At 68.6% G+C, this 19619-nt stretch carries 17 protein-coding genes; 13 read left to right on the forward strand and 4 right to left on the reverse strand.

Annotated elements, in window-relative coordinates:
• Nucleotides 1–18: 18 nt before the first annotated feature.
• The 11 genes from BLV57_RS32745 (at nt 19) to BLV57_RS32795 (ending at nt 10362) form a co-directional block, all read left to right on the forward strand.
• Complete coding sequence (locus BLV57_RS32745; RefSeq protein ID WP_091295636.1) at nt 19–462, forward strand: HIT family protein; 444 nt, start codon at nt 19–21, stop codon at nt 460–462.
• Nucleotides 463–686: 224 nt separating this feature from the next.
• The gene (locus BLV57_RS32750) at nt 687–1835 is read left to right on the forward strand and encodes an MFS transporter (RefSeq protein WP_176968910.1); all 1149 of its coding nucleotides are present in this window, start codon (nt 687–689) and stop codon (nt 1833–1835) included.
• 30 nt (nt 1836–1865) lie between these two features.
• A complete protein-coding gene (locus BLV57_RS32755; protein ID WP_091295640.1) occupies nt 1866–2900 on the forward strand; it encodes a polysaccharide deacetylase family protein in 1035 nt (344 codons plus the stop codon).
• 2 nt (nt 2901–2902) lie between these two features.
• Entirely contained in the window at nt 2903–3865 is a 963-nt protein-coding gene (locus BLV57_RS32760; protein WP_091295643.1) for a diiron oxygenase, read from the forward strand.
• Entirely contained in the window at nt 3862–4392 is a 531-nt protein-coding gene (gene dcd, locus BLV57_RS32765) for a dCTP deaminase (protein ID WP_091295644.1), read from the forward strand. Before BLV57_RS32760 ends, dcd begins: the two co-directional genes overlap by 4 nt.
• On the forward strand, nt 4389–4913 hold the full coding sequence (locus BLV57_RS32770) for a dCTP deaminase (protein ID WP_091295647.1): 525 nt from the start codon (nt 4389–4391) through the stop codon (nt 4911–4913). The genes dcd and BLV57_RS32770 overlap by 4 nt, the downstream gene beginning before the upstream one ends.
• Nucleotides 4910–5956 (forward strand): glycosyltransferase family 4 protein, encoded by a 1047-nt coding sequence (locus BLV57_RS32775; protein ID WP_091295649.1) that lies wholly within the window; start codon nt 4910–4912, stop codon nt 5954–5956. The genes BLV57_RS32770 and BLV57_RS32775 overlap by 4 nt, the downstream gene beginning before the upstream one ends.
• A complete protein-coding gene (locus BLV57_RS32780; RefSeq protein ID WP_091295653.1) occupies nt 5953–7731 on the forward strand; it encodes a glycosyltransferase in 1779 nt (592 codons plus the stop codon). The genes BLV57_RS32775 and BLV57_RS32780 overlap by 4 nt, the downstream gene beginning before the upstream one ends.
• Nucleotides 7728–8543, forward strand: coding sequence for an HAD family hydrolase (locus BLV57_RS32785; protein ID WP_091295655.1), 816 nt, complete (start codon nt 7728–7730; stop codon nt 8541–8543). Before BLV57_RS32780 ends, BLV57_RS32785 begins: the two co-directional genes overlap by 4 nt.
• A complete protein-coding gene (locus BLV57_RS32790; RefSeq protein ID WP_091295658.1) occupies nt 8536–9960 on the forward strand; it encodes a glycoside hydrolase family 3 protein in 1425 nt (474 codons plus the stop codon). Before BLV57_RS32785 ends, BLV57_RS32790 begins: the two co-directional genes overlap by 8 nt.
• A gap of 12 nt (nt 9961–9972) precedes the next feature.
• Nucleotides 9973–10362: a phospholipase A2 gene (locus BLV57_RS32795; RefSeq protein ID WP_091295660.1), complete on the forward strand. Its 390-nt coding sequence runs from the start codon at nt 9973–9975 to the stop codon at nt 10360–10362.
• Between the two features lie 94 nt (nt 10363–10456).
• On the opposite strand, the gene BLV57_RS32800 is transcribed toward BLV57_RS32795, so the two are convergent.
• Nucleotides 10457–11062 carry an SRPBCC family protein gene (locus tag BLV57_RS32800; RefSeq protein WP_091295663.1) on the reverse strand — a complete coding sequence of 202 codons (606 nt, stop codon included), beginning with the start codon at nt 11060–11062 and terminating at the stop codon, nt 10457–10459.
• 298 nt (nt 11063–11360) lie between these two features.
• Here BLV57_RS32800 and BLV57_RS32805 point away from each other — a divergent pair, with 298 nt between their 5' ends.
• On the forward strand, nt 11361–14570 hold the full coding sequence (locus BLV57_RS32805) for an AfsR/SARP family transcriptional regulator (RefSeq protein ID WP_176968911.1): 3210 nt from the start codon (nt 11361–11363) through the stop codon (nt 14568–14570).
• Here BLV57_RS32805 and BLV57_RS32810 read toward each other — a convergent pair whose 3' ends face one another.
• The 3 genes from BLV57_RS32810 to BLV57_RS32820 form a co-directional block, all read right to left on the reverse strand.
• The gene (locus BLV57_RS32810) at nt 14571–15359 is read right to left on the reverse strand and encodes an SDR family oxidoreductase (RefSeq protein ID WP_091295668.1); all 789 of its coding nucleotides are present in this window, start codon (nt 15357–15359) and stop codon (nt 14571–14573) included.
• A 209-nt stretch (nt 15360–15568) separates the two neighbouring features.
• Nucleotides 15569–16777 carry a glycosyl hydrolase family 8 gene (locus BLV57_RS32815; RefSeq protein ID WP_091295671.1) on the reverse strand — a complete coding sequence of 403 codons (1209 nt, stop codon included), beginning with the start codon at nt 16775–16777 and terminating at the stop codon, nt 15569–15571.
• 311 nt (nt 16778–17088) lie between these two features.
• Nucleotides 17089–18618: a dolichyl-phosphate-mannose--protein mannosyltransferase gene (locus BLV57_RS32820; protein WP_245757622.1), complete on the reverse strand. Its 1530-nt coding sequence runs from the start codon at nt 18616–18618 to the stop codon at nt 17089–17091.
• An 80-nt stretch (nt 18619–18698) separates the two neighbouring features.
• Here BLV57_RS32820 and BLV57_RS32825 point away from each other — a divergent pair, with 80 nt between their 5' ends.
• Nucleotides 18699–19598: a trypsin-like serine peptidase gene (locus tag BLV57_RS32825; protein WP_091295675.1), complete on the forward strand. Its 900-nt coding sequence runs from the start codon at nt 18699–18701 to the stop codon at nt 19596–19598.
• Nucleotides 19599–19619 lie beyond the last annotated feature (21 nt).

Genomic DNA, 19619 nt, shown 5'->3' on the forward strand with positions numbered 1-19619 from the left:
CGCTCTACAGTCGGCGGCATGGATGAACCTGTCACCCCGTGCGTGTTCTGTGAGATCGCGGCGGGCCGCGAGGGCGCCGGGCGGGTGCTGTTCGAGGACGAGCACACGATCGCGTTCCTCGACCACACCGCCGTCATGCCGGGTCACACCCTTGTCGTGCCCCGGATCCACGCCGCGGACCTCTGGGAGATCTCGGCAGGCGACGCGGCCGCCGTGATGCGCACCGTCCACTTGATGGCCGCGCGGATCCGGGACGTGCTGCGGCCAGATGGCCTAACTTTGTTCCAGGCCAACCGATCCGCGGGCTGGCAGGATGTTTTCCATCTGCATGTCCATCTCGTGCCGCGATCGGCGGATGATCACCTGGCCAGACCCTGGGTCGCCGCCCCGAAAAGTGACGCGGAGTTGGCGGCCGTGCGCGCCCTGCTCGTGAACGGCCACCGAACTCCACCCGAACCGTGAGATCTCTCTTGACAGCAAGGCAACCCGGTTGCAGAATTAAATAGGAAAGTTTCTTTACTATTTACCGCCGCATCGTCGCGGATCCGGAACTGGGGGACAGTTCACGGCATTCGTCCATAGTGGACAGCTGATGGCGCCCCCTTCATCCCGCACTCCACCAAAGAAGGAAGTCCATCGCCGTGACGCGTCCTGAGCCTGCCGTCCTTCGCGCCAGAATGGCCGTGGTGGCCGTTTTCTGGCTCTGCGGGCTGATCTGCGCCATCTGGAGCGCGTCGCTGCCCGCGATCAACGCCCGGCTGCACCTCGGCGAGGGCCGGATCGGACTGGTGCTGCTGCTCACCGCGCTCGGTTCGATGGCGTGCATGCCGGTCGCCGGGCGGCTGGCCGACGCCTGGTCGAGCCGCGCGGTGCTGCGCGTGATCGCCCCCGTCGCGGCGCTCGCGCTGCTCGGGCCCGCGCTGGCGCCGAACTTCCCGATCCTGCTGGTGGCCGCGTTCGCGCTCGGCGGCACGCTCGGCTCGCTCGACGTCGCGATGAACGCGCAGGCCGTCGAGGTGGAAACTCGGTACGGGCGCTCGATCATGTCGACGTTCCACGGCGTGTGGAGCTTGGGCGGGGTCGTCGGCGGGCTCACGATCACCGTCGGCTTGCACCTCCACACGAGCGGCACCGCGCTGATGATCGGCGCCGGTGTGGTCGCCGCCGTGCTGTTCCTCTTACCCGGCAAGCACTTGCTGACAGGCAAAGCCCCACGTGAGGACGGCGAGCCGGTCGTGTCGTCCGGCGGCCTGCCCACCCTCACCATCCTGCTGCTCGGGGTGGTCGCGCTGGCCGGGTTCGTCAGCGAAGGCGCTGGCTACAGCTGGGCTTCGCTGCACGCCGAAGAAATGCTCAACGCGGATCCGGCGACGGCTTCGTTCGCCTACACGGTGTTCGCGGCCGCGCTGACCGTCACCCGCCTTACCGCCGATCGGCTTAGGTCGAAAGTGGACCCGGCGAACTGGATGCGGCTCGCGGGTTCGGTCGCGGTGCTGGGTTACGCGCTCGTGCTCGTCGCGCCTTTGCTCCCCGGTGGACGGCTGGCTTTCGGCCTGGCCGGCTGGGTGGTCGTCGCGGCCGGGCTGGCGACCGTCGTCCCGGCGATCTTCAGCGCGGTCGGCGCCGGTGGCGCGAACGTCGGGAAAGCGCTTTCTTGGGTGACCACCATGGCCTACGCGGGACAGCTGGGCGGCCCCGCGGTCATCGGCCCGCTCGCCGACGTCACGTCGCTGGGCGTCGCCATGCTGGTGCCCGGCCTGCTCGCGGCGGTGATCGCCGTCGCCGGGCCGCTCGCCGTCCGGCGCACGGCCGCCAAGGAACTCGCCACCGTCTAGCCCGTTCGAACGCACACTGGGGGTAAATCGATGCTGTATGCCGGAATCGGCTGGACCGCGGCGGGTTTCGAGGTCGCGGTCGTGGACGGGAACGGGCGCGGTGACCGGCCCGCCGTGCGGTTCGCCGCCGACCGCAGCAAGGAGATCGCGTCCTATCTGAAAGGCCTCGGCGGGCCGGTGACCACGGTCGTCGACAGCACCAACGGCATGCTGGACGGCGGTTTCATGGCCGCCGGGCTGGACATGTACCGCGCCGACCCGGCGATCCTGCCGCGCCGCCCGGATTTCGGCTCGGTACCGGCGGCCGAGCTGGCGCGAGCGGCGTGGCGTGATCCCGCTTCCGTCGTGCGCCTGGTGATCGAGTCGGGCTCGCTGACCGGCAGGCTCGACGAACACCGCGCTGCGATGGCGTCCAGCGACGAGGCGCTCGCCGCGATGACGGCGGCTGGGCGCTCAGTGGCGCACGGCGACCGAAGCCGCCAGCAGATCGCGCTCACCTTCGACGACGGCCCGCATCCTCCTTACACCGGAAGGATTCTCGACGTCCTGGAGTCGTACGGGGTGTGCGCGACCTTCTTCTGTGTCGGCCTCAACGCGGGCGCGCGCGGCGAAGACGTCCAGCGCATGGTGGAGCAGGGCCACGGCCTCGGCAACCACACGTGGTCCCATCCGTACCTGCCCGACCTGTCCACGACCGAGCTGGCCGATCAGCTCACCCGCACCGGCGACGTGATCGAGGCGGCGGCGGGCACCGCGCCTGCCTTCTTCCGCCCGCCCTATGGATCGCGGACGCCCGCGGTGCTCCGCTCGCTGGCGAACCTCGGCACGCGGATCGCGCTGTGGGACGTCGACACCGAGGACTGGGCGATGCCCGGACCGGACGTGATCGCGCACACCGTGCTGAGTCAGGCACGGCCCGGCTCGATCGTGCTGATGCACGACGGCGGCGGCGACCGGTCCCAGACCGTCGCCGCGCTGCCCGCCGTGATCGAAGGACTGCTTGCCCGCGGACTCGAGTTCGTCCGCGTCGAAGACCTGGCCACCCTCGCGACAGAAACGAGATAGCGATGCATCCCATCGAGCTTGCCGAGACCCACGTCGGCCCGAGCATGCTGCGCAGGCTGGCGGCGGCCTGGCCCAAGCGCGCGACCATCCGCACGGACATGGCCGGGGTCGTCAACCCCGGCGAGTACGACCCCGGCCTGCTGGACTACCCACTGCACCTGATGCCGTTCTCCCGGCACCCGCGCTTCCTCGAAGCGTCGGAAGAGCAGCGGTTGCTCGTGAACACGCTGGCGTGGATCGCTTACAACGAGCGTGTCATCGCCGCCGAGGAGCACGTGGCGAACCCGACGTTCGAGAAGCTCGCGCACGGCGTGTTCCCCGGCGTCGACCGGTACGAGGTCAAGGAAGTCGTGCAGCAGTCCCACATCGACGAGGTGTGGCACACCTACATGCACATGATGGCAATGCAGCGCACCCGCGAGGCACGCGAGATCACCCTTGAGGATTCCTTTGTGGAGCCCGTGACCAACCGCAGGCTCTACGCGCTGGCGGGCAGCATGGACGAGCAGTGGCAGAAGGACCTGCTCTATCTGATGTGGACGGTCGTCGGCGAGGTCAGCATCAACGCCTTCCTCGACCTGCTGGCAGGCGACAAGTCCATCCAGCCGATGCACGCGCTCATCGCCAGGCTGCACGCCCGCGACGAAGCGGCGCACGGTCCCGTGCTGGCCGAGCTGATGAAGGAGATCTACCCGAAGCTGGAGCCGGAGCAGCAGGAGTTCTTCATCCAGTACCTGCCCGACGCGATCACCGCGTTCGGCGCGGAGGACTACGAACTCTGGCCGCAGGTACTGCGGTTCGCGGGGATCGAGCACGTCGACGAGATCATCGCGGACTGCCGCGCGCAGGAGGACGGCGAGATCATGATGAACGACTTCGCGACCGTCCGAAGGCTGCTACGCGACCTCGAGATCGAAGACAAGGTGAAGTACGACTTCGTGACGGCCAAGGGCGGCGTCAAATGATACTGACCGGGCCGGAGATCACCGAGTCGGTGACCGACGGACGGATCGCGATCTCGCCGTTCAGCCCCGACCAGGTCAACCCGAACAGCTACAACGTCAGGCTCGGCGGCACGCTGCTGTCCTATCGGGACAAGATCGTCGACGCGTATCACCCGAACCCGACCAAGACGATCCAGCTGCCCGAAGACGGGTACGTGCTCCAGCCCGATCAGCTGTATCTCGGGCACACCGAGGAGCGCATCGGCTCGGACATCTACGTCCCGCTGCTGTTCGGCCGGTCCTCGGTCGGCAGGCTCGGACTGTTCGTCGAGATCACCGCGCCGATCGGGGACATCGGCTTCCACGGCCAGTGGACGCTCATGCTCTCCCCCGTGCAGCCGCTGCGCGTCTACCCCGGGATGAAGATCGGCCAGATCATGTTCTTCGTGTCGTCCGGCGAGATCGATCTGTACGCGGGCAAATACCAGGCCGCGGTCGGCCCGCAGGAATCGCGCTACTGGCGTGACCGGGTGGCGGTCGCCTCGTGATCCTCACCCGCAAGGCGATCGAGAAGGCGCTGGAGAGCGGGGACATCGTGATCGATCCGTTCGAGCCGGATCGGTTGTCCCCCAACGCCTACGACTGGCGGCTCGGCGAGAAGATGCGCGTGTTCGACTCGGAGCTGGACGCGGCCAGGTCGACGCCGTTCACGGAGCTGGTGATCCCGCCGGAGGGCCTGGTGCTCGAACCGGGGCGGCTGTATCTGGGCGTCACGCATGAGCGGACGCACTCCGAGCGATACGCGCAGATGATCAACGGTGATCACACGATCGGCGGGCTCGGGATCTGGGTGCACGTGTCGGCGCCGCTCGGGCATGTCGGGCACGCGATCAACTGGACGCTGGAGATCCGGGTCGCCAGGCCGGTCCGGGTCTATCCGCTGATGACCTTCGGCAAGATCATCTTCCTGGTCGCGCACGGATCGCTGGCGAGTTATCAGAACGTCGGCGTGAAGTACACGAGCACGGCCGGTATCGACATTTCGCGGCTGTACGAGGAACTCTCGTGAAGACACTGACGGGAATCGACCTCCCGCTGGGCAGCCCCGGCGGGAGCGTCGAGCTGCTCAAGGATCTGTATCTCGGACCGGAGGCGCCGATCAACGCCGGTGTCTTCATGCTCGGCTCGGGCACGGCCGAGCCGGAGCTGCTGGATGTCCCGGGGAAGCAACTCGACGGGCCAGGCTTTTGGTCCTATGTAGACGCTCTGGCTTCGGCGATACGGTCGCGGTTCGATCCGGCCGACTTCGGCGCGGTGCACTGGCAGCACTTGAGTTTCGGCGCCACGCCCGCCTTGCTCCGTGCGTTTCCAGACCATCCGCGGGTCGCGCTGGTGCACGGCACCGATCTGCTGTTCGCGGCCGATCATCCGACGCAACGCGATGTGCTGCGTGAGGCGGGCGCGGCGGCCGACGCGGTCGTCGTGCCGACTTCGGCGATGGCTGATCTACTGCGTGCGGTCACGCCGGTCGAACCTCGGCGAATCGTCCACGTGCCTTGGGGAATCCCGGACCGGCTGCTGCACTCGCCGCCGCCACGGCCTGAGGCGCGGGAAGGGTTCCGCGTGCTCTACGCGGGACGGCTGACCGCGGAGAAGGGTGCGGCTGAGCTGATCGCGGACCTGACCGGGCTGCCCGGCGTGACCCTGTGCGTCGCGGCGCCCGAGCACGAGTTCGCCGCGCTCACTGTGGACACCACTGAGGTCGAGTACCTCGGCTGGCTCGACCGGCCGGCGTTGTGGGCGGCGTTCGCGCGGCATGACCTGCTCGTGGTGCCGTCGACGACGTTGGAGGCGTTCGGGCTGGTCGCGGTCGAGGCGCAGGCGTGCGGGCTGCCGGTGGCGTATCAGCCGGTGCCGGGACTGACCGAGGTGCTGGGCGACTCGGCGCTCCGGGTCGCGCGGGCCACGCTCGCGGAGACCGTCCGGCTGCTCGCCAAGGACAACGGCGCGCTGACGGACCTGCGTGCGGCCGGTCTGCACAACGCGGCCCGGTTCCCGCTGTCCCGGACCGCGGCCGAGCTGACCGCGCTGACCGCCGAGGTGCGCCGGTGATCGCGCAACGCGGCCTGTTCGCCGGGCCGGATCCGGTGATCAGCAAGGATCTCTACGCGCAGGTCATCTCGGGCGGCGCGAGCCGTGAGCGGTCCACGCTCACGGTCGAGCCCGCGTCGAAGGTCTCCGGCAACACGTACTTCGGGCGGTTTCCGGCGAGCTACTGGCAGCGCTGGACCGCGGTCGAAGCCGTCGAAGTCTCGCTGGAGGTCAGTGGTTCCGGCGTGGTCTCGTTGCTGGCCTCGGATTTCGAAGGCGAGCCACGAGTCGTGGCGGCGCGAGTCGTCGACGACGAGGCCGTCTCGCTGACGGCTCCGCTCGACCGGTTCGTCGACGGCGGCGCGTTGTGGCTGGAATGGGAAACCGAGCCAGGACAACGGCTTTCCGTCCGCGACGTGCGCTGGACGGTCCCGGAGGCGGAACGGTCACGGCCGACGTCGGTGACCATCTGCACGATGAACCGCCCAGCCGACTGCCTCGCCACGCTGACCGCCATCGCGATGGACAGCCTGGCGTCGGCGTCACTGCATTCGGTGTACGTGGTCGATCAGGGGACCGATCACGTGCGGGCCGACGGTGTGCTGCCGGGGAAGCTGCGGTACCTGCGGCAGCCGAACCTCGGTGGCGCGGGCGGGTTCACGCGTGGCCTGCATGAGGTCGCGGACGAGAACGTGAACGTGCTGTTCATGGACGACGACATCGTGCTGGAGCCCGATCTGATCGTCCGGATGACCGCGTTCTCGGCGTCCACTGTGGAGCCGCTGATCCTCGGCGGGCAGATGCTGAACCTGTTGCATCCCACCCGGTTGCACGCGGCGGCCGAGTACACGGACCTGGACGGCATCCGGCCGGGCATGCCGATCCGCCGCAGCCTGCACGCGGTCGACCTGCTGGCCACGGATCCGGCGACCGGCAGGCCATACCGGCAGGAGTTCCGCGTCGATGCCGGGTACAACGGCTGGTGGGCCTGCCTGATCCCGTACGAGGTGGTCAAGGAGATAGGTTTTCCGCTCCCCCTGTTCTTCCAGGGTGACGACGCCGAGTACTCGTATCGGGCGCGGGAGCACGGGTTCCCGACGGTGACGCTGCCGGGCGCGGGCCTGTGGCACACGGACTTCCCGTGGAAGGACGCCGACGAGCTGAACCGGTACTTCATCCTGCGCAACTACACGATCATTTCGGCGCTGCACGGGGACTTCCCGGTGCTGAAGATCGCCGGAACGCTGCTCGCCGAGCTGATCCCGTACTTGCTCGGGATGCAGTACGGCGCCGCCGCGACATTGATCCAGGCAGTCTCCGATTTCCTGGATGGACCGTCCATTCTGGACGATGGCGGCGCGTCCGCGCTGACGCGGGTCCGTGAGCTGCGCGCCCGGTATCCGGAAACGGTCGCGCATCCGCCGACGGCCGCGCCGGGGCTCGCGTCGAACGACATCGTGATCAGCGAACCGAGCGTCTTCGACCGGCTGGCGCTCGGGCCGTTGCTCGGCGTGCACCGGCTGGCGGTGGGGTCGGTGCCGGTCACGGAAGCCGACTGGTGGCGGGTCGGCGCCCTGCGCACGGCTGTCGTGACCGACGCGTCCCAACGCGGCGTCCGGGTCCGGACATATGACCGCTCGCACCTGGTTCGCCTGGCAGCTCAGGGCGCGCGGGTGCTCACCCGGTTCCTCCGTGACGGCCCAGCCGTCCGCGAGCAGTACCGCGCGGCGCTGCCGCGGCTGACCAGCCGGGCCGCGTGGTCCGGATTGTTCTCGACCGAAGGACTGATTCCATGACGCCCTTGCTGGTGGCGACGGACCTCGACGGCACGGTGGTGCGCCCGGACGGCACGATCTCCGAGCGGACGGTGGCGGCGTTCGCGCTGGTCGAAGCGTCGGGCGCCGAGTTCGTGGTCGCCACGGGGCGGCCACCCCGGCTGGTGGACGAGATCGCCGAGAAGTTCGGCGGCCGGGGCCTCGCGATCTGTTCCAACGGCGCCTACCTGTACGACATGCGCGCCAGGAAGGTCGTCGAGGAATACGCCATCACGACGCCGGACCTGGCCGAGGCCGTCGCCCGGCTGCGCGCGGCGATCCCCGGCATCGGCATCGCGGTGGAGCACGCCGACCGGCTGGTCGCGGACTCGCTCTACGAGCCGTGGGACTGGGACCGCGGCGCGAAGCTCGAACGCGCCGATGACGCGACGCTGCTCAGCCTGCCCGCGCCGAAGCTGCTCGGCCGTCACCCGTCGCTGTCGGCCGACGAACTCCTCGCGCTGGCCAAGCCCGCGCTGGACGGGCTCGTCGCCGCGTATCACTCCAACGGCTCGCGCCTGGTGGAGGCGATCGCGATCGGCGTGAACAAGGCGGCCGCTTTGGCCCGGCTGGCGGAGCGCAGCGGAGTGGCGGCGCAGGACGTGATCGCGTTCGGCGACATGCCCAACGACCTGCAGATGCTGTCGTGGGCTGGCACGTCGTACGGCGTCGCGAACGCGCATCCCGACGTGCTGGCGCTGGTGGATCACGTGATCGGCGGCAACAGCGAAGACGGCGTCGCCGTCGTACTCGAACAGCTCTACGCGAAGGAGAACTCCGTTGTCGGTGACTGAACTCGACCGGCTCGTCAACGCTTGCCTGCTGGGCGGCTACACCGGCGCCGAACCGCCGTCGTGGGTGCACTCGGCGCTCGAGCACGGGCTCGCGGGCGTCACCCTGTTCCCGTCCAATCTGGACGGTGGCAGGCAAGCGGTCGTCCGGCACACCCGCGCGCTGCGGCGTACCGCGCCCGACGCGCTGATCGCGCTGGACGAGGAAGGCGGTGACGTCACCCGCCTCGACTACGAGTCCGGCAGCGCCTACCCGGGCAACCTGGCGCTCGGCGAGATCGACGACCTGGCGCTGACCGCCGAAGTCGCCGCGGCCATCGCGGCGGAGCTGAAGGCGTGCGGGGTCAACCTCAACCTGGCCCCGTCGATCGACGTCAACAGCGACCCCGACAACCCGATCATCGGCGTCCGGTCCTTCGGCGCGCGGCCGGACCTGGTCGCCGCGCACGGCGCCGCGTTCATCGAGTCCATGCAGGACGGTGGCGTGTCCGTCTGCGCCAAGCACTTCCCCGGCCACGGCGCCACGGTGACCGACCCGCATCATGCACTGCCCATTGTGGACGTTTCGGCCGAGACGTTCCGGGCGCGTGAGCTGGCGCCGTTCGTGTCGGCGATCAAGGCGGGCGTCCACGCGATGATGACCGCCCACGTCGTCTACCCGGCGCTGGACCCCGACAACCCGGCGACGCTGAGCCGCCGTCTGCTGCACGACCTGGTCCGCGAGGAGCTGGGCTACAACGGCGTGCTGCTGTCCAGCGCGATCGCCATCGAGGCCGGTCAGGGCAACCCGGACATCGGCGCGGTGGCCGTCCGGGCGTTCCAGGCGGGCTCGGACCTGCTGCTGCTCGGCCCTGACGGCCCGGACCTCACGGCCACCATCCGCGCCTCGGTCACCGAAGCCGTCCGGGCAGGCACCCTTTCGCTGGAGACGCTGGAAACCGCGGCGGCGCGAGTGTCCACTTTGCGCACACTGGCCGCTCCGCGCGCACTCGGGCTCGAAGCCGCCCGGCGGGCTCTGCGCGTCGACGGGCCGGTCGAGCTGACCGCTCCCGCCACCGTGGTCGAACTGCGTGCGGGTGGGAACGCGCTGGGTGAGGCGCACTGGAGCCTCGCCGACCGGTTGACGGCTCTGGGCGCGGCCTCGTCGACGCTGCTCGTCGGCGAAGGCGACCCGGTGGCCCTGCCGTCGAGCGGTCCGGTGGTGCTGGTGGTCAGGGACGCTTACCGGACCCCTTGGCAGGCGGACTGGGTCGCCGCGGCGCTGGCGGCCCGGCCTGACACGATCGTGGTGGCCGTCGGCCTGCCCGACGACGTGACTCCGCAGGTCAAGGCCAGTATCCGGACTTACGGAGCCGGCGCGGTCAACCTCGAGGCGGCGGCGGAACGGCTCTCTGGGCGCGATCTGGGCGGCGAGTCCTGATACTGGGGCCTTATGACGAAAGCAAAGGTCGCAGGGGTACTGGCAGGCGCGTTCATGCTGATGGGCTTCGGCGCCGAAATGGCTTCGGCGGCCCCCGTCGAGACCGCGGCGCCCACGGTCCGCATCATGACGGACGGCTGCACCAACGTCCCGGACTCCTTCTTCGGCGCGAACTTCAAGCCGGCGTGCGACACGCACGACCGGTGCTACAGCCGCAGCAGCACCACCAGCAGGCTCAACTGCGACAAGCGCCTCTTCACCGACCTCAAGAAGGCGTGCACCTCGAAGTTCGGCAAGTTCAACCCGCTCCGCTACGAGTGCGTCAGGATGGCGGGCGTCTACTACGTCGGCGTCCGCGAACTCGGCCGCTCCCACTACCACGGCAAGGGCGACCCCTCGTAAGCACTCGGGGATCCCCGTTTCACGGCGTGGCCGCGGACACTGGGGGTCGTGAGTGTTGCGGCCGGTTCTAACCGGCCGCAACACTCACGAGCCATTAGCAGGGGTCGGCTTCGGCCGTGGTCTTGAGGGCGCCGAGCCAAGCGTCGAGGCCCATCTTGAGGAACTCGTTGGCCAGGCCCACCTCGGTCTCGATCTGCTTGCCCGCGTGGGTCTCCTCGGTCCGCACGAGCACGCCGCCCGGCACCTCGACGAAGTTCCAGACGTGGACGCCACGGTCGATGCGCAGGCCGTCGCCGATGGCGGGGCCGGTCCAGCGGAGGCACTTGCCGGGCTGGAGCTGCTCCACCGTCGAGGTGATGACCAGGGTGGTGGCCGGGCTGACCGGGGTCGGCGGCACCGGGGTGGTCCACCGGAACCGCGAGCGCGGCCGCAGCGGCCCGTGGTCGAGCCGCTTCGCACTCGTGACCGGCTCCTGCCAGGACGGCCACCGCGCCACGTCGGTCTGGAGCCGCCAGATGGTGCTCAAAGGCGCCTTGACCAGCGTTTCGGCGCGGTAGCGGATCTTGGCGTCCGGGTCGACGCCCTGGCCGCGGCAGGTCAGCGAAGCGGAGCCTGGAGCAGGGGCCGGGGTGGCCGCTTGGGCCGGGGTGGCGCCGAAGATGGCGGCGGCGACCAGCGGGATGGCGAGCAGGGTGCGCATGAGGTGCTCCTCGGTTTCGGCTTCGTTCGGTGTCGAAGCCGACCTTGCCGCCACCGCCCGGGCTCCCGCGTCGGTAAGACCTACCTAGATCGGCCCCTTAGGCAATCCGCCGAGACCGGGCCCATCGTGCGCCCCCTCGACGCACGATGAGCCAGCCTCAGATGTTCTAACAAGCACCGCTGACATCCCGATGACTTCTCGTTGACTCCGCCGGAGCCGTCGCTCCCACTGACCTACGATGAGTAGTGATGCGAGGACAAGTAGTTCGTTGACCGCCGACTTCCACCTTCTGGGGCCTTTGACAGCCGCTGTAGACGAAACGCCCGTTCCGCTCCCGTCGGCCAAGGTCCGCATCGTGCTGGCCAGTCTTCTTCTCAGGTCGAACCGGTTGATCTCGGTCGACGAACTCATCGCCCGGCTCTGGGACGAAGATCCGCCGAAGGGCGCACGCAACGCGACACAGACCTACGTCATGCGCCTGCGCAACGCGCTGGGCAGCGCCGGGAACCTCGTGCGCACGCAGCCGAACGGCTACGTGCTCGATGTCGCACCCGCCGCGCTCGACCTCGATCGGTTCCACGACCGAGTCGCCGCGGCCGATCTGGCCCGGTCGACCCAGGACATGGCCGCGGAAGCGTGGGAACTACGCGACGCGATGGCGTTGTGGCGCGGCGACCCGCTTTCCGATGTCCCGTCGGAGTTCTTGCGTGCCCAGGAGGGGCCACGGCTGATAGAAGAGCGCCTGCGAACGCGGGAACGGCTCACCGACGTCGAACTGGCGTTGGGCAGGCACACTGAGCTGATCGGCGAGCTTTACGTGCTCACCGAGGAAAATCCCCTCCGCGAACGTTTCTGGGGACAGCTGATGCTCGCACTGCACCGCTCGGACAGGCAGTCGGACGCGCTGGCCGCCTATCAGAAGATCACCGCGGTGCTGCGTGACGAGCTCGGCGTGGATCCAAGCGGCTCGCTGCGGGAACTACACCAGCGGATACTCGCCGACGACTGCTCCGATCCACCGCGGAGCCTGCCACGGGCCGCGACCTTCCAGGTGCCCGCGGACATCCCCGATTTCGTCGGCCGCGCCGACCTGCTGGACAGGCTGCTGGACCTGACGACCAGCCCCGCCTCGAACCGGCTCGCGGTTCCCATCGGGATCCTGTCCGGCCCACCGGGGGTGGGGAAGACCGCGCTGGCTGTCCATGTCGCTCACCGGCTGCGCCCCCACTTCCCCGATGGCCAGCTCTACGCCGACCTGCGCGGCTTTTCCACCAGCCCACCGCTCGGCCCCGACGACGCGCTGACCCGGTTCCTGCGCGCGCTCGGCGTGCCCGGCGACCGGATTCCCGGAGACACCGACGAACAGGGTGCGCTGCTGCGGTCCCGGCTGAGCGGACGCAAGGTGCTCATGATCCTCGACAACGCGGCGAGCCCGGACCAGGTGCGACCGCTGCTCCCCGCCGACGCCGGCTGTGCGGTGCTCATCACCAGCCGCAACGACCTGCGGGGCTTGGCCGCGCTCAACGGCGCCCGGCCGTTCCCGGTCGGCATGGTCTCGGCGCAGGAAGCCAAGACGATACTGGCCAATGTCATCGGCGCCGAGCAGGTCGCGGCGGAACCGGAGGCCGCGGACGCGTTCGTCGCCGCCTGCGGGCTGCTGCCGCTGGGCCTGCGGCTCGCCTCGAGCAACCTGGCGAGTTCGGCCAGCCCGAGTATCGCGGACTACCTCCGTAAACTGCGGCCCGGCGGCAGGCTCGACGCGATGCAGATCGAAGGCGACTCCCAGGCCGCCGTCCGGGTCACCTTCGATTTGTCGTACAGCGCGCTGGAGCCATCGCTGTCCCGCTTCTTCAAGAAGCTGAGCCTGATTCCCGGCCCCGATTTCGACGCGGGCGCCGCGGCGGCGGTGAGCGGGCTGGATCCATCCGGGGCCTTACGCATGCTCGACAGGCTGACCGCGTCGAACCTCCTCGGCAGGCACACCCGCGAGCGATTCCATTTCCACGACCTGATCAGGGAATTCGCCGCCGAGCGAGCCGGCGAAGAAGACAGCGCGGACGAACGCGGACAAGCCTTGGGCGAGCTGTTCGCGTTTTATCTGCGCTGGGCACGTCCGGCGTGCCTCCTGCTCTACCCGGACGCGCACACCTTGGCGGCACCGGATTCGGCCGGACAGCCATGGGAGGACCCGGCCGCCGCCATGGACTGGCTGGACACCGAAGCCGAGAACCTCGTGGCCATGGTCGGCGCGCCGTCCGCGACCGGCCTGCCGGTCTGGTCGCTCGCCGACGCCATGCAGACCTATTTGCAGCGTCAGCGCCATGATTCGAGCTGGCTCGCCGTCTTCAGCACGGCTCTCGCCGCCGCCGAACGCTCCGGCGATCCGCTCGCCCAGGCGGGCATGCATCGCGGACTGGGGCAACTGCATCTCCACCACACGCGGTACGCCGAAGCACGAGCGCACATGGCCGAAGCAGCCCGGCTGTTCCACGCGGCGGGCGACGCGGTCGGGGAAGCGAGGGCGCACACCGGTATTGGCGCCATCTCCTTCGAGACCGGCTACTACGACAAGGCGATCGAGCACTACGAAGTCTCACTCCTGCTCGAAGTCGGCGACGCCGACCCGGCAGGGCTGAGCATCACGCTGTTCGACCTCGGCCTGGCCCTGGTCCACATGGGTCACCGGAACCGCGGCGAGACGCGCCTGAGACAAGCCCAGCGGCTGGCGGCCGAGCTACGCTTGCCCAACACGCAGATGCGCTGCGAACTCATCCTCGCGATGAGCGATCTGTACTGCGGTGAACTGGGCTCCGCGCTTCAGGGATTCACCAGGGCCCTCGACGGTTGGCAAGGCCTGAAGGACCAAATGGGCATGATCGAGGCGGTCACCTACCTCGCCGAGACCAGTTTGGCCGCCCAGCGGCCCGATCTGGCATTGACGCTGGCTCAGCGGACGCTGACGCGCGCGCGGCGGTTCAACTCGCCATGGCTCCAGATCAGCTCACTCGTGGTGCTCGGGCGCTCGGCACTGGCGACAGACGATGTCGAGGCTGCCGGCCGACACCTCAAAGAGGCTCGGAATCTCGCACAGGACAACGACGACCTGACCTATTGGAACCCGGCGATCGCGCAGAGCCTGGCCGCCTACCATCGGCGATCAGGCTGCCTCGCCGAGGCGGCGAACCTGGCGTCGGCGGGCACGACGGAGCCTCGACCGCGCGAACGGGCACGCGCGTACCTCGAACTCGCCGCCATCCGGCTGGCTGACGACGATCCCGCCGACGCGATCCGGCACGCACGCCAAGCGTGCGCGATCACGGCCGAACACGGCTACCGCCTCGACGAGGCCCGCGCCCTGCAGACGTTGGCCATGGCCGAAACCATCGACGGTGATCCGGTTTCGGCTCAGCGGGCAACGGATCGAGCTGCGGCGATTTTCAAGCCGGTCAAGGAAGACACCGAGCAAGCGCTGACCGACGTCATGGCGCGCCTTCACGGCTGGGTCTAGCTAAAGATCCGGGATGCCCAGGTCCAGGTTCGGGCCTTCGATGCCGCCGTCGACCTGCAGCACCTTGCCGGTGAGGTACGAGCCAGCCGCCGACGACAGGTACAGGACGGCGGCCGCGACGTCTTCGGCCTCGCCGAGCTTCCGCAAAGGGGTCGCCTGCTCCATGGGTTCGCGGACCGCGTCGTTCGCCAAGATGTCGCGCAACCCCGAGGTCGCCACCGACCCGACCGCGACGGCGTTCACCCGGATCCTCGGTGCGAGGTCAGCCGCCGCGAGTCGCGTGTACTGCAGGCACGCGCCCGAAGCCGCGCCGTAGGCGAGAAAACCGCGGCCCGGCGCCCTGCCGAGGACGGCCGAGATGTTCACCACCGAACCGCCACCGCCGCCGAGCATCGCCGGGATGGCCGCGCTCGTCAGCGCGTGCGCGACGGAAACGTTGAAACTGAAGGCTTCTTCGAGATGCTCGACCGTGGTGGACAGGATATGTCTCGGCAACGCGCCGCCGACATGGTTCACCACGATGTCCAGCCTGCCGAAAGTGTTCACGGCCTCTTCCGCGAGCGCGGCGGCGGCCTCGGGCTCACGCAGATCCGCGACGACGACATGGGCTTTGCGTCCGGCCGATTCCACTCGCGACGCCACTTCGGTGAGGTCTTCCACGGTGCGGGAAGCGATTACCACGTCGGCGCCCGCCTCGGCGAGCGCGATCGCCGTGGCGGCCCCGATTCCCCGGCCCGCACCGGTGATGACCGCGACTTTGTCCGTGACGAGAAACCGTTCGAGGATCATGCTTCGCACGCTAGCGACGGCATCCGGCGCCCACTAGGCGGTAAGTGACCGACTAATCATAAAACGGCGGATCATCGGCCCTTATGACCCCGGGATAAAGCCCGCTTTATCCCGGGGTCCACAGTGGACTCAAGCGAGCTCGCGGACCGGGGTCGTGAGTGTTGCGGCCGGTTCTAACCGGTCGGAACACTCACGACCCCGGCGCGACGTCACGGGGCCCAGTAGTTCCCGGACATCACGAGGTAGACGAGCATCTTGATGGTCTCGCCGTAGTAGCCCTCCCCGTACGGGTTGGTCGCGAGGTAGTTCCAGTGCGCGTCGGTCCACGCCTGGTCGCCCGCGGCCATCGCGGCCACGCCGACCGGGTTGGTGGCGCACTCGCACGTGTCGCTCGTGTCGTACGGGGTGCCGTCGAGCTTGGTGTGCGGGTAGATCTTCGCCGGGTTGCCGCCCGAGCGGCTCTTGTAGCTGGCGGATTCCTTCTTCGCGATGTTCAGCGCCACCGAACCGCCGTACACCAGCGCGTCGGTGCCCATGTGCCACGGGACGCGGACGGAGTTGTAGCCGACGATGTTGTCCGGCTGCTCTTCCTGATAGTCCGCGGGCGCGGGCTTCGGGCTGCTGCCGTCGGCGCCGATGACGAAGTCGGAGAGCAGGCCGGCGGTCGGCGAGTACTTGTTGGTGAACGCGGTGATGATCGCCTCGGTGCGGGTGACGACCTTGTCCCAGTCGTGCGCGGTGTCGTACTTGGCGAACGCGCGCAGGTGGTCGAGCATGAAGTCGGACGGCCGCGTGTCGTTGCTCGGCCCGTCGTCGGCGGTCCTCAGGTGACCGTCCGAGGTGACGTCGGCCTTGTAGAGCTTGTCCAGCCAGTCCTTGGCCGCGGTGGTGTAACCGCCCCACTGCTTGTCGGCCAGTATCAGGCCGTAGCCGACGTCGAGGTCGCCGTCGGTGGCGGAGTCAGGGGTGCCGCCGTCGGCGTACTTGCAGGACTTGCCGTCGATCTTCCACTGCATCATGCCCTTGCCGGTGCGGTGGCTCTGCACGACCTTCCACAGGCCGTCGAACTCGGCCTTGGCGTTCGTGTCGTAGCCGGCCATCAGCGGCACGATGTTCATGCCGTAGCCCTGCGCCTCGGACACGGTGCCCTGGTTGGGCGCGGTGCCGGAGTCGACGGCGACCAGGTAGCCGCCGCAGGCGGAGCGCAGGTACTTCGACTTCCAGGAGTCGTACTGCTTCTTGACCGCGGCGTCGCGCGACGACTGGCTCGCCGACGGCAGGACACCGGTCTGGTAGGTGACGTGGGCGGGGAATGGGTGGTTCTCCGCCGCGGCGGACGCGGACGTCCCAGCGGAGAGAGCCATCGGCACCATCAGGAAGGCGGCCGCGGCACAGGCGGCTCTCCGAAGTGAAGGCATAGCAGGACTCCTTGTTAGTAAAGGTTCCTAACGAGGCGGCGGGTTGAAAGAACTTTCGGTCTCCGTCAACGGAATGTCAAGCAACCTGCGAACAGGACGAAGACGACTTACCGGACTACACATCGCCGACGGGAAGTGCCGGTCGATCAGCGCGTTGACCAGGCAAAGTGCCTGCGTATAGCCCTGCGGACGGCCGGAGACGACGTTTCTGTACGCCACGGCGACGTGCGGTGTAGAGCAGCCCGTGCCATTTCGGGCAGCACGCTTGCACTGAACTCGGCATTCGTCATTACCGAGAATTCACAAGTGCTTTAGCGCCACGACGGCAGCCACAACTCCGCCTGCCAGCGCTCGCCGGTGATGGCGTCGGCGTTCAGGATCGGCCACAGCCACACGAAGTTCGCGACCACGAGGCCGACGTAGAGCGCCACGACGAGCAGACCGGTGCCCCGTCTTTCGAAGCCGCGCCGCGCGCTGCCGAGGATCTGGCCGAGTATCAGCGTCAGCCCGAGGATGAGGAACGGCGCCATCGGTGTGGCGTAGAAGAAGTACATCTGGCGGTCGAGGTTGAGGAACCAGGGCAGCAGGCCCGCGAGGTAGCCGACCAGCACGGCGGCATACCGCCAGTCCATTGTGAACAGTGAGCGCCACAGGCCCCAGCCGAGCATCGGCAGCGCGAGCCACCACAGCGCTGGCGTGCCGATCAGCATGGTCGCGCGCACGCAGTCCCGGTCGCCGCAGCCGGTGACCGTGTCCCCGGATTCGTAGTGGTACAGCATCGGCCGCAGGCCCATCGGCCACGTCCACGGCTTCGACTCGTACGCGTGCGGGCTGTCCTTGGGCGTCAGCAAATGCGCGTGGAAGTCCAGCACGCTGACGGTGTACGCGCCGAGCGAGCGCAAGGCCGCCGGTACCCAGGCCCAGAAGCCGGGATCGAGGTTCTTCGTCTCGGCGAGATTGCGGTCGGTCGCCGTTTCGCTGGCGAACCAGGCCGCGTAGTCGCCGAGGTAGACCAGGACCGGGATCGCGACGATCGCCCACAGCGCGGGCGCGACATCCCGCACGACCGTGCCGAGCCACGGGCGCTCGACCCCGGCGGCGCGGCGGGCCGCGACGTCGAAGAACACACAGAGCAGGCCGAACGCGAGCATGTAGTACAGCCCGGACCACTTCACGGCGAACGCCAGCCCGAGCATCAGCCCGGCCCCGAAGCGCCACCAGCGGAATCCGAGCCGGGGCCCGAACTTCGACTCGTCGGCCCAGCCTTCGCCGACCGCAACGGCCAGCCGCTCGCGAACCTGGTCGCGATCGCACAGCAGACAGCCGAAAGCCGCGAGCACGAACAACGCGATGAAGATGTCCAGCATCCCCATCCTGGACTGCAAATGCAGCACACCGTCACAGATGACGAGCACGCCCGCGATCGCGCCGAGCAGGGTCGAACGCGTCAGACGCCGCGCGATCCGCACGGTCAGGAAGACGATCAGCACACCGGCCAGCGCGGCGGAAAGCCGCCAGCCCCAACTGTTGTAGCCGACCAGCCACTCCCCTGCCGCGATCAACTGTTTCGCCAGCGGCGGATGGACGACGAGTTCGTAGCCGTAGTTGTCCTCGTACCCGCCATTGCGCAGCATTTGCCACGCCTGGGGCACGTAATGCTTCTCGTCGAAGACCGGAGTGCCTTGATTGGTGGGGAATCCCAGGTTCTGCAGGCGCAGGTAGCCGCCGACGAGCGTGATGATCCCGGTGATCACCCAGCCGCGCACCCGGTCGTCCGGCATGGGTTTACCCAGCAGCGCAGCTTCGCGATCGGACGGCGGCTTCGTCGGCGATACCTGAATGAGCTGATCCTGTCGTCGGAATTGTTGATCTTCCGGCTTCGACCTTACAACCTCTTGCCGTCTCGGACGTCCTTCAGTGCATGACGTGGAAGAAGTCAGTCGCGCTGCTGTCCATGATCATCGCCACCTCGGTTTCGGTGGCGGTGCCCGCGTCCGCCGCGAGCGCGGGCCAGGTCGTCACGAGATTCAGCGAGGCCGACCGCGCCGCGGCACTGGCCTACTGGACGCCGGAGCGCATGAAGCGGCTCGGCGAGCAGGAATGGCTGCCACCGGCGGAAACCGTGGGCAAGCTGTGGGACGGCGCGCTGCCCGCGGGCGTCGGCAGGCTGTTCTTCCACGCCGAGCCGGGTGGCTACGACGAGTCGTGCTCGGCGACCGTGGTGCCCAGTGCCACCAAGGACGTGGTGCTCACCGCGGGCCATTGCCTCAACGGCGGCTTCGACCGGTGGGACAACGTGATCAAGCACGTCGACATGGTGTTCGTCCCCGGCTACGGCGCGGGCCGGCACAAGGTGTTCGCGGCCCGCGCGTTCGCCTGGTCTGACACATACAAGGGCCCGACCAGCGCGGCCGACGACGACGGCGTCATCGCGCTCGACCCGCTCGGCGGCGAGCACGTCGCCGACGTGGCCGGTGTCCAGCAGGTCTCGTTCGAGCGGCCGCCGTCGCCGGTGGCCACGACCATGCTCGGCTATCCGGTATCCCAGCTGGCGCGCGGCGAAAAGCTGGTCTCGTGTGAGCGACCGGCCACGTTGAACACCGACAGTGTGTCCACGGTCTGGGAGACGAACTGCGACCTCGCAGGCGGCTCCAGCGGCGGGCCGTGGCTGCGTGACTTCGATCCGGCGACGGGCAAGGGCACGATCTATGGCGTGACGAGTCGCGGCACCATGGACGAGAACGGCGTGACCACGGATCTCAGCGCGGCCCTGTTCTCCGACGCCGTGCGTGACCTCTACGCGAGCGCCGACTCGCTCTGACCCTCAGGGGTCGTGAGTGTT

It is taken from the genome of Amycolatopsis xylanica (assembly GCF_900107045.1).
Classification (GTDB): domain Bacteria; phylum Actinomycetota; class Actinomycetes; order Mycobacteriales; family Pseudonocardiaceae; genus Amycolatopsis; species Amycolatopsis xylanica.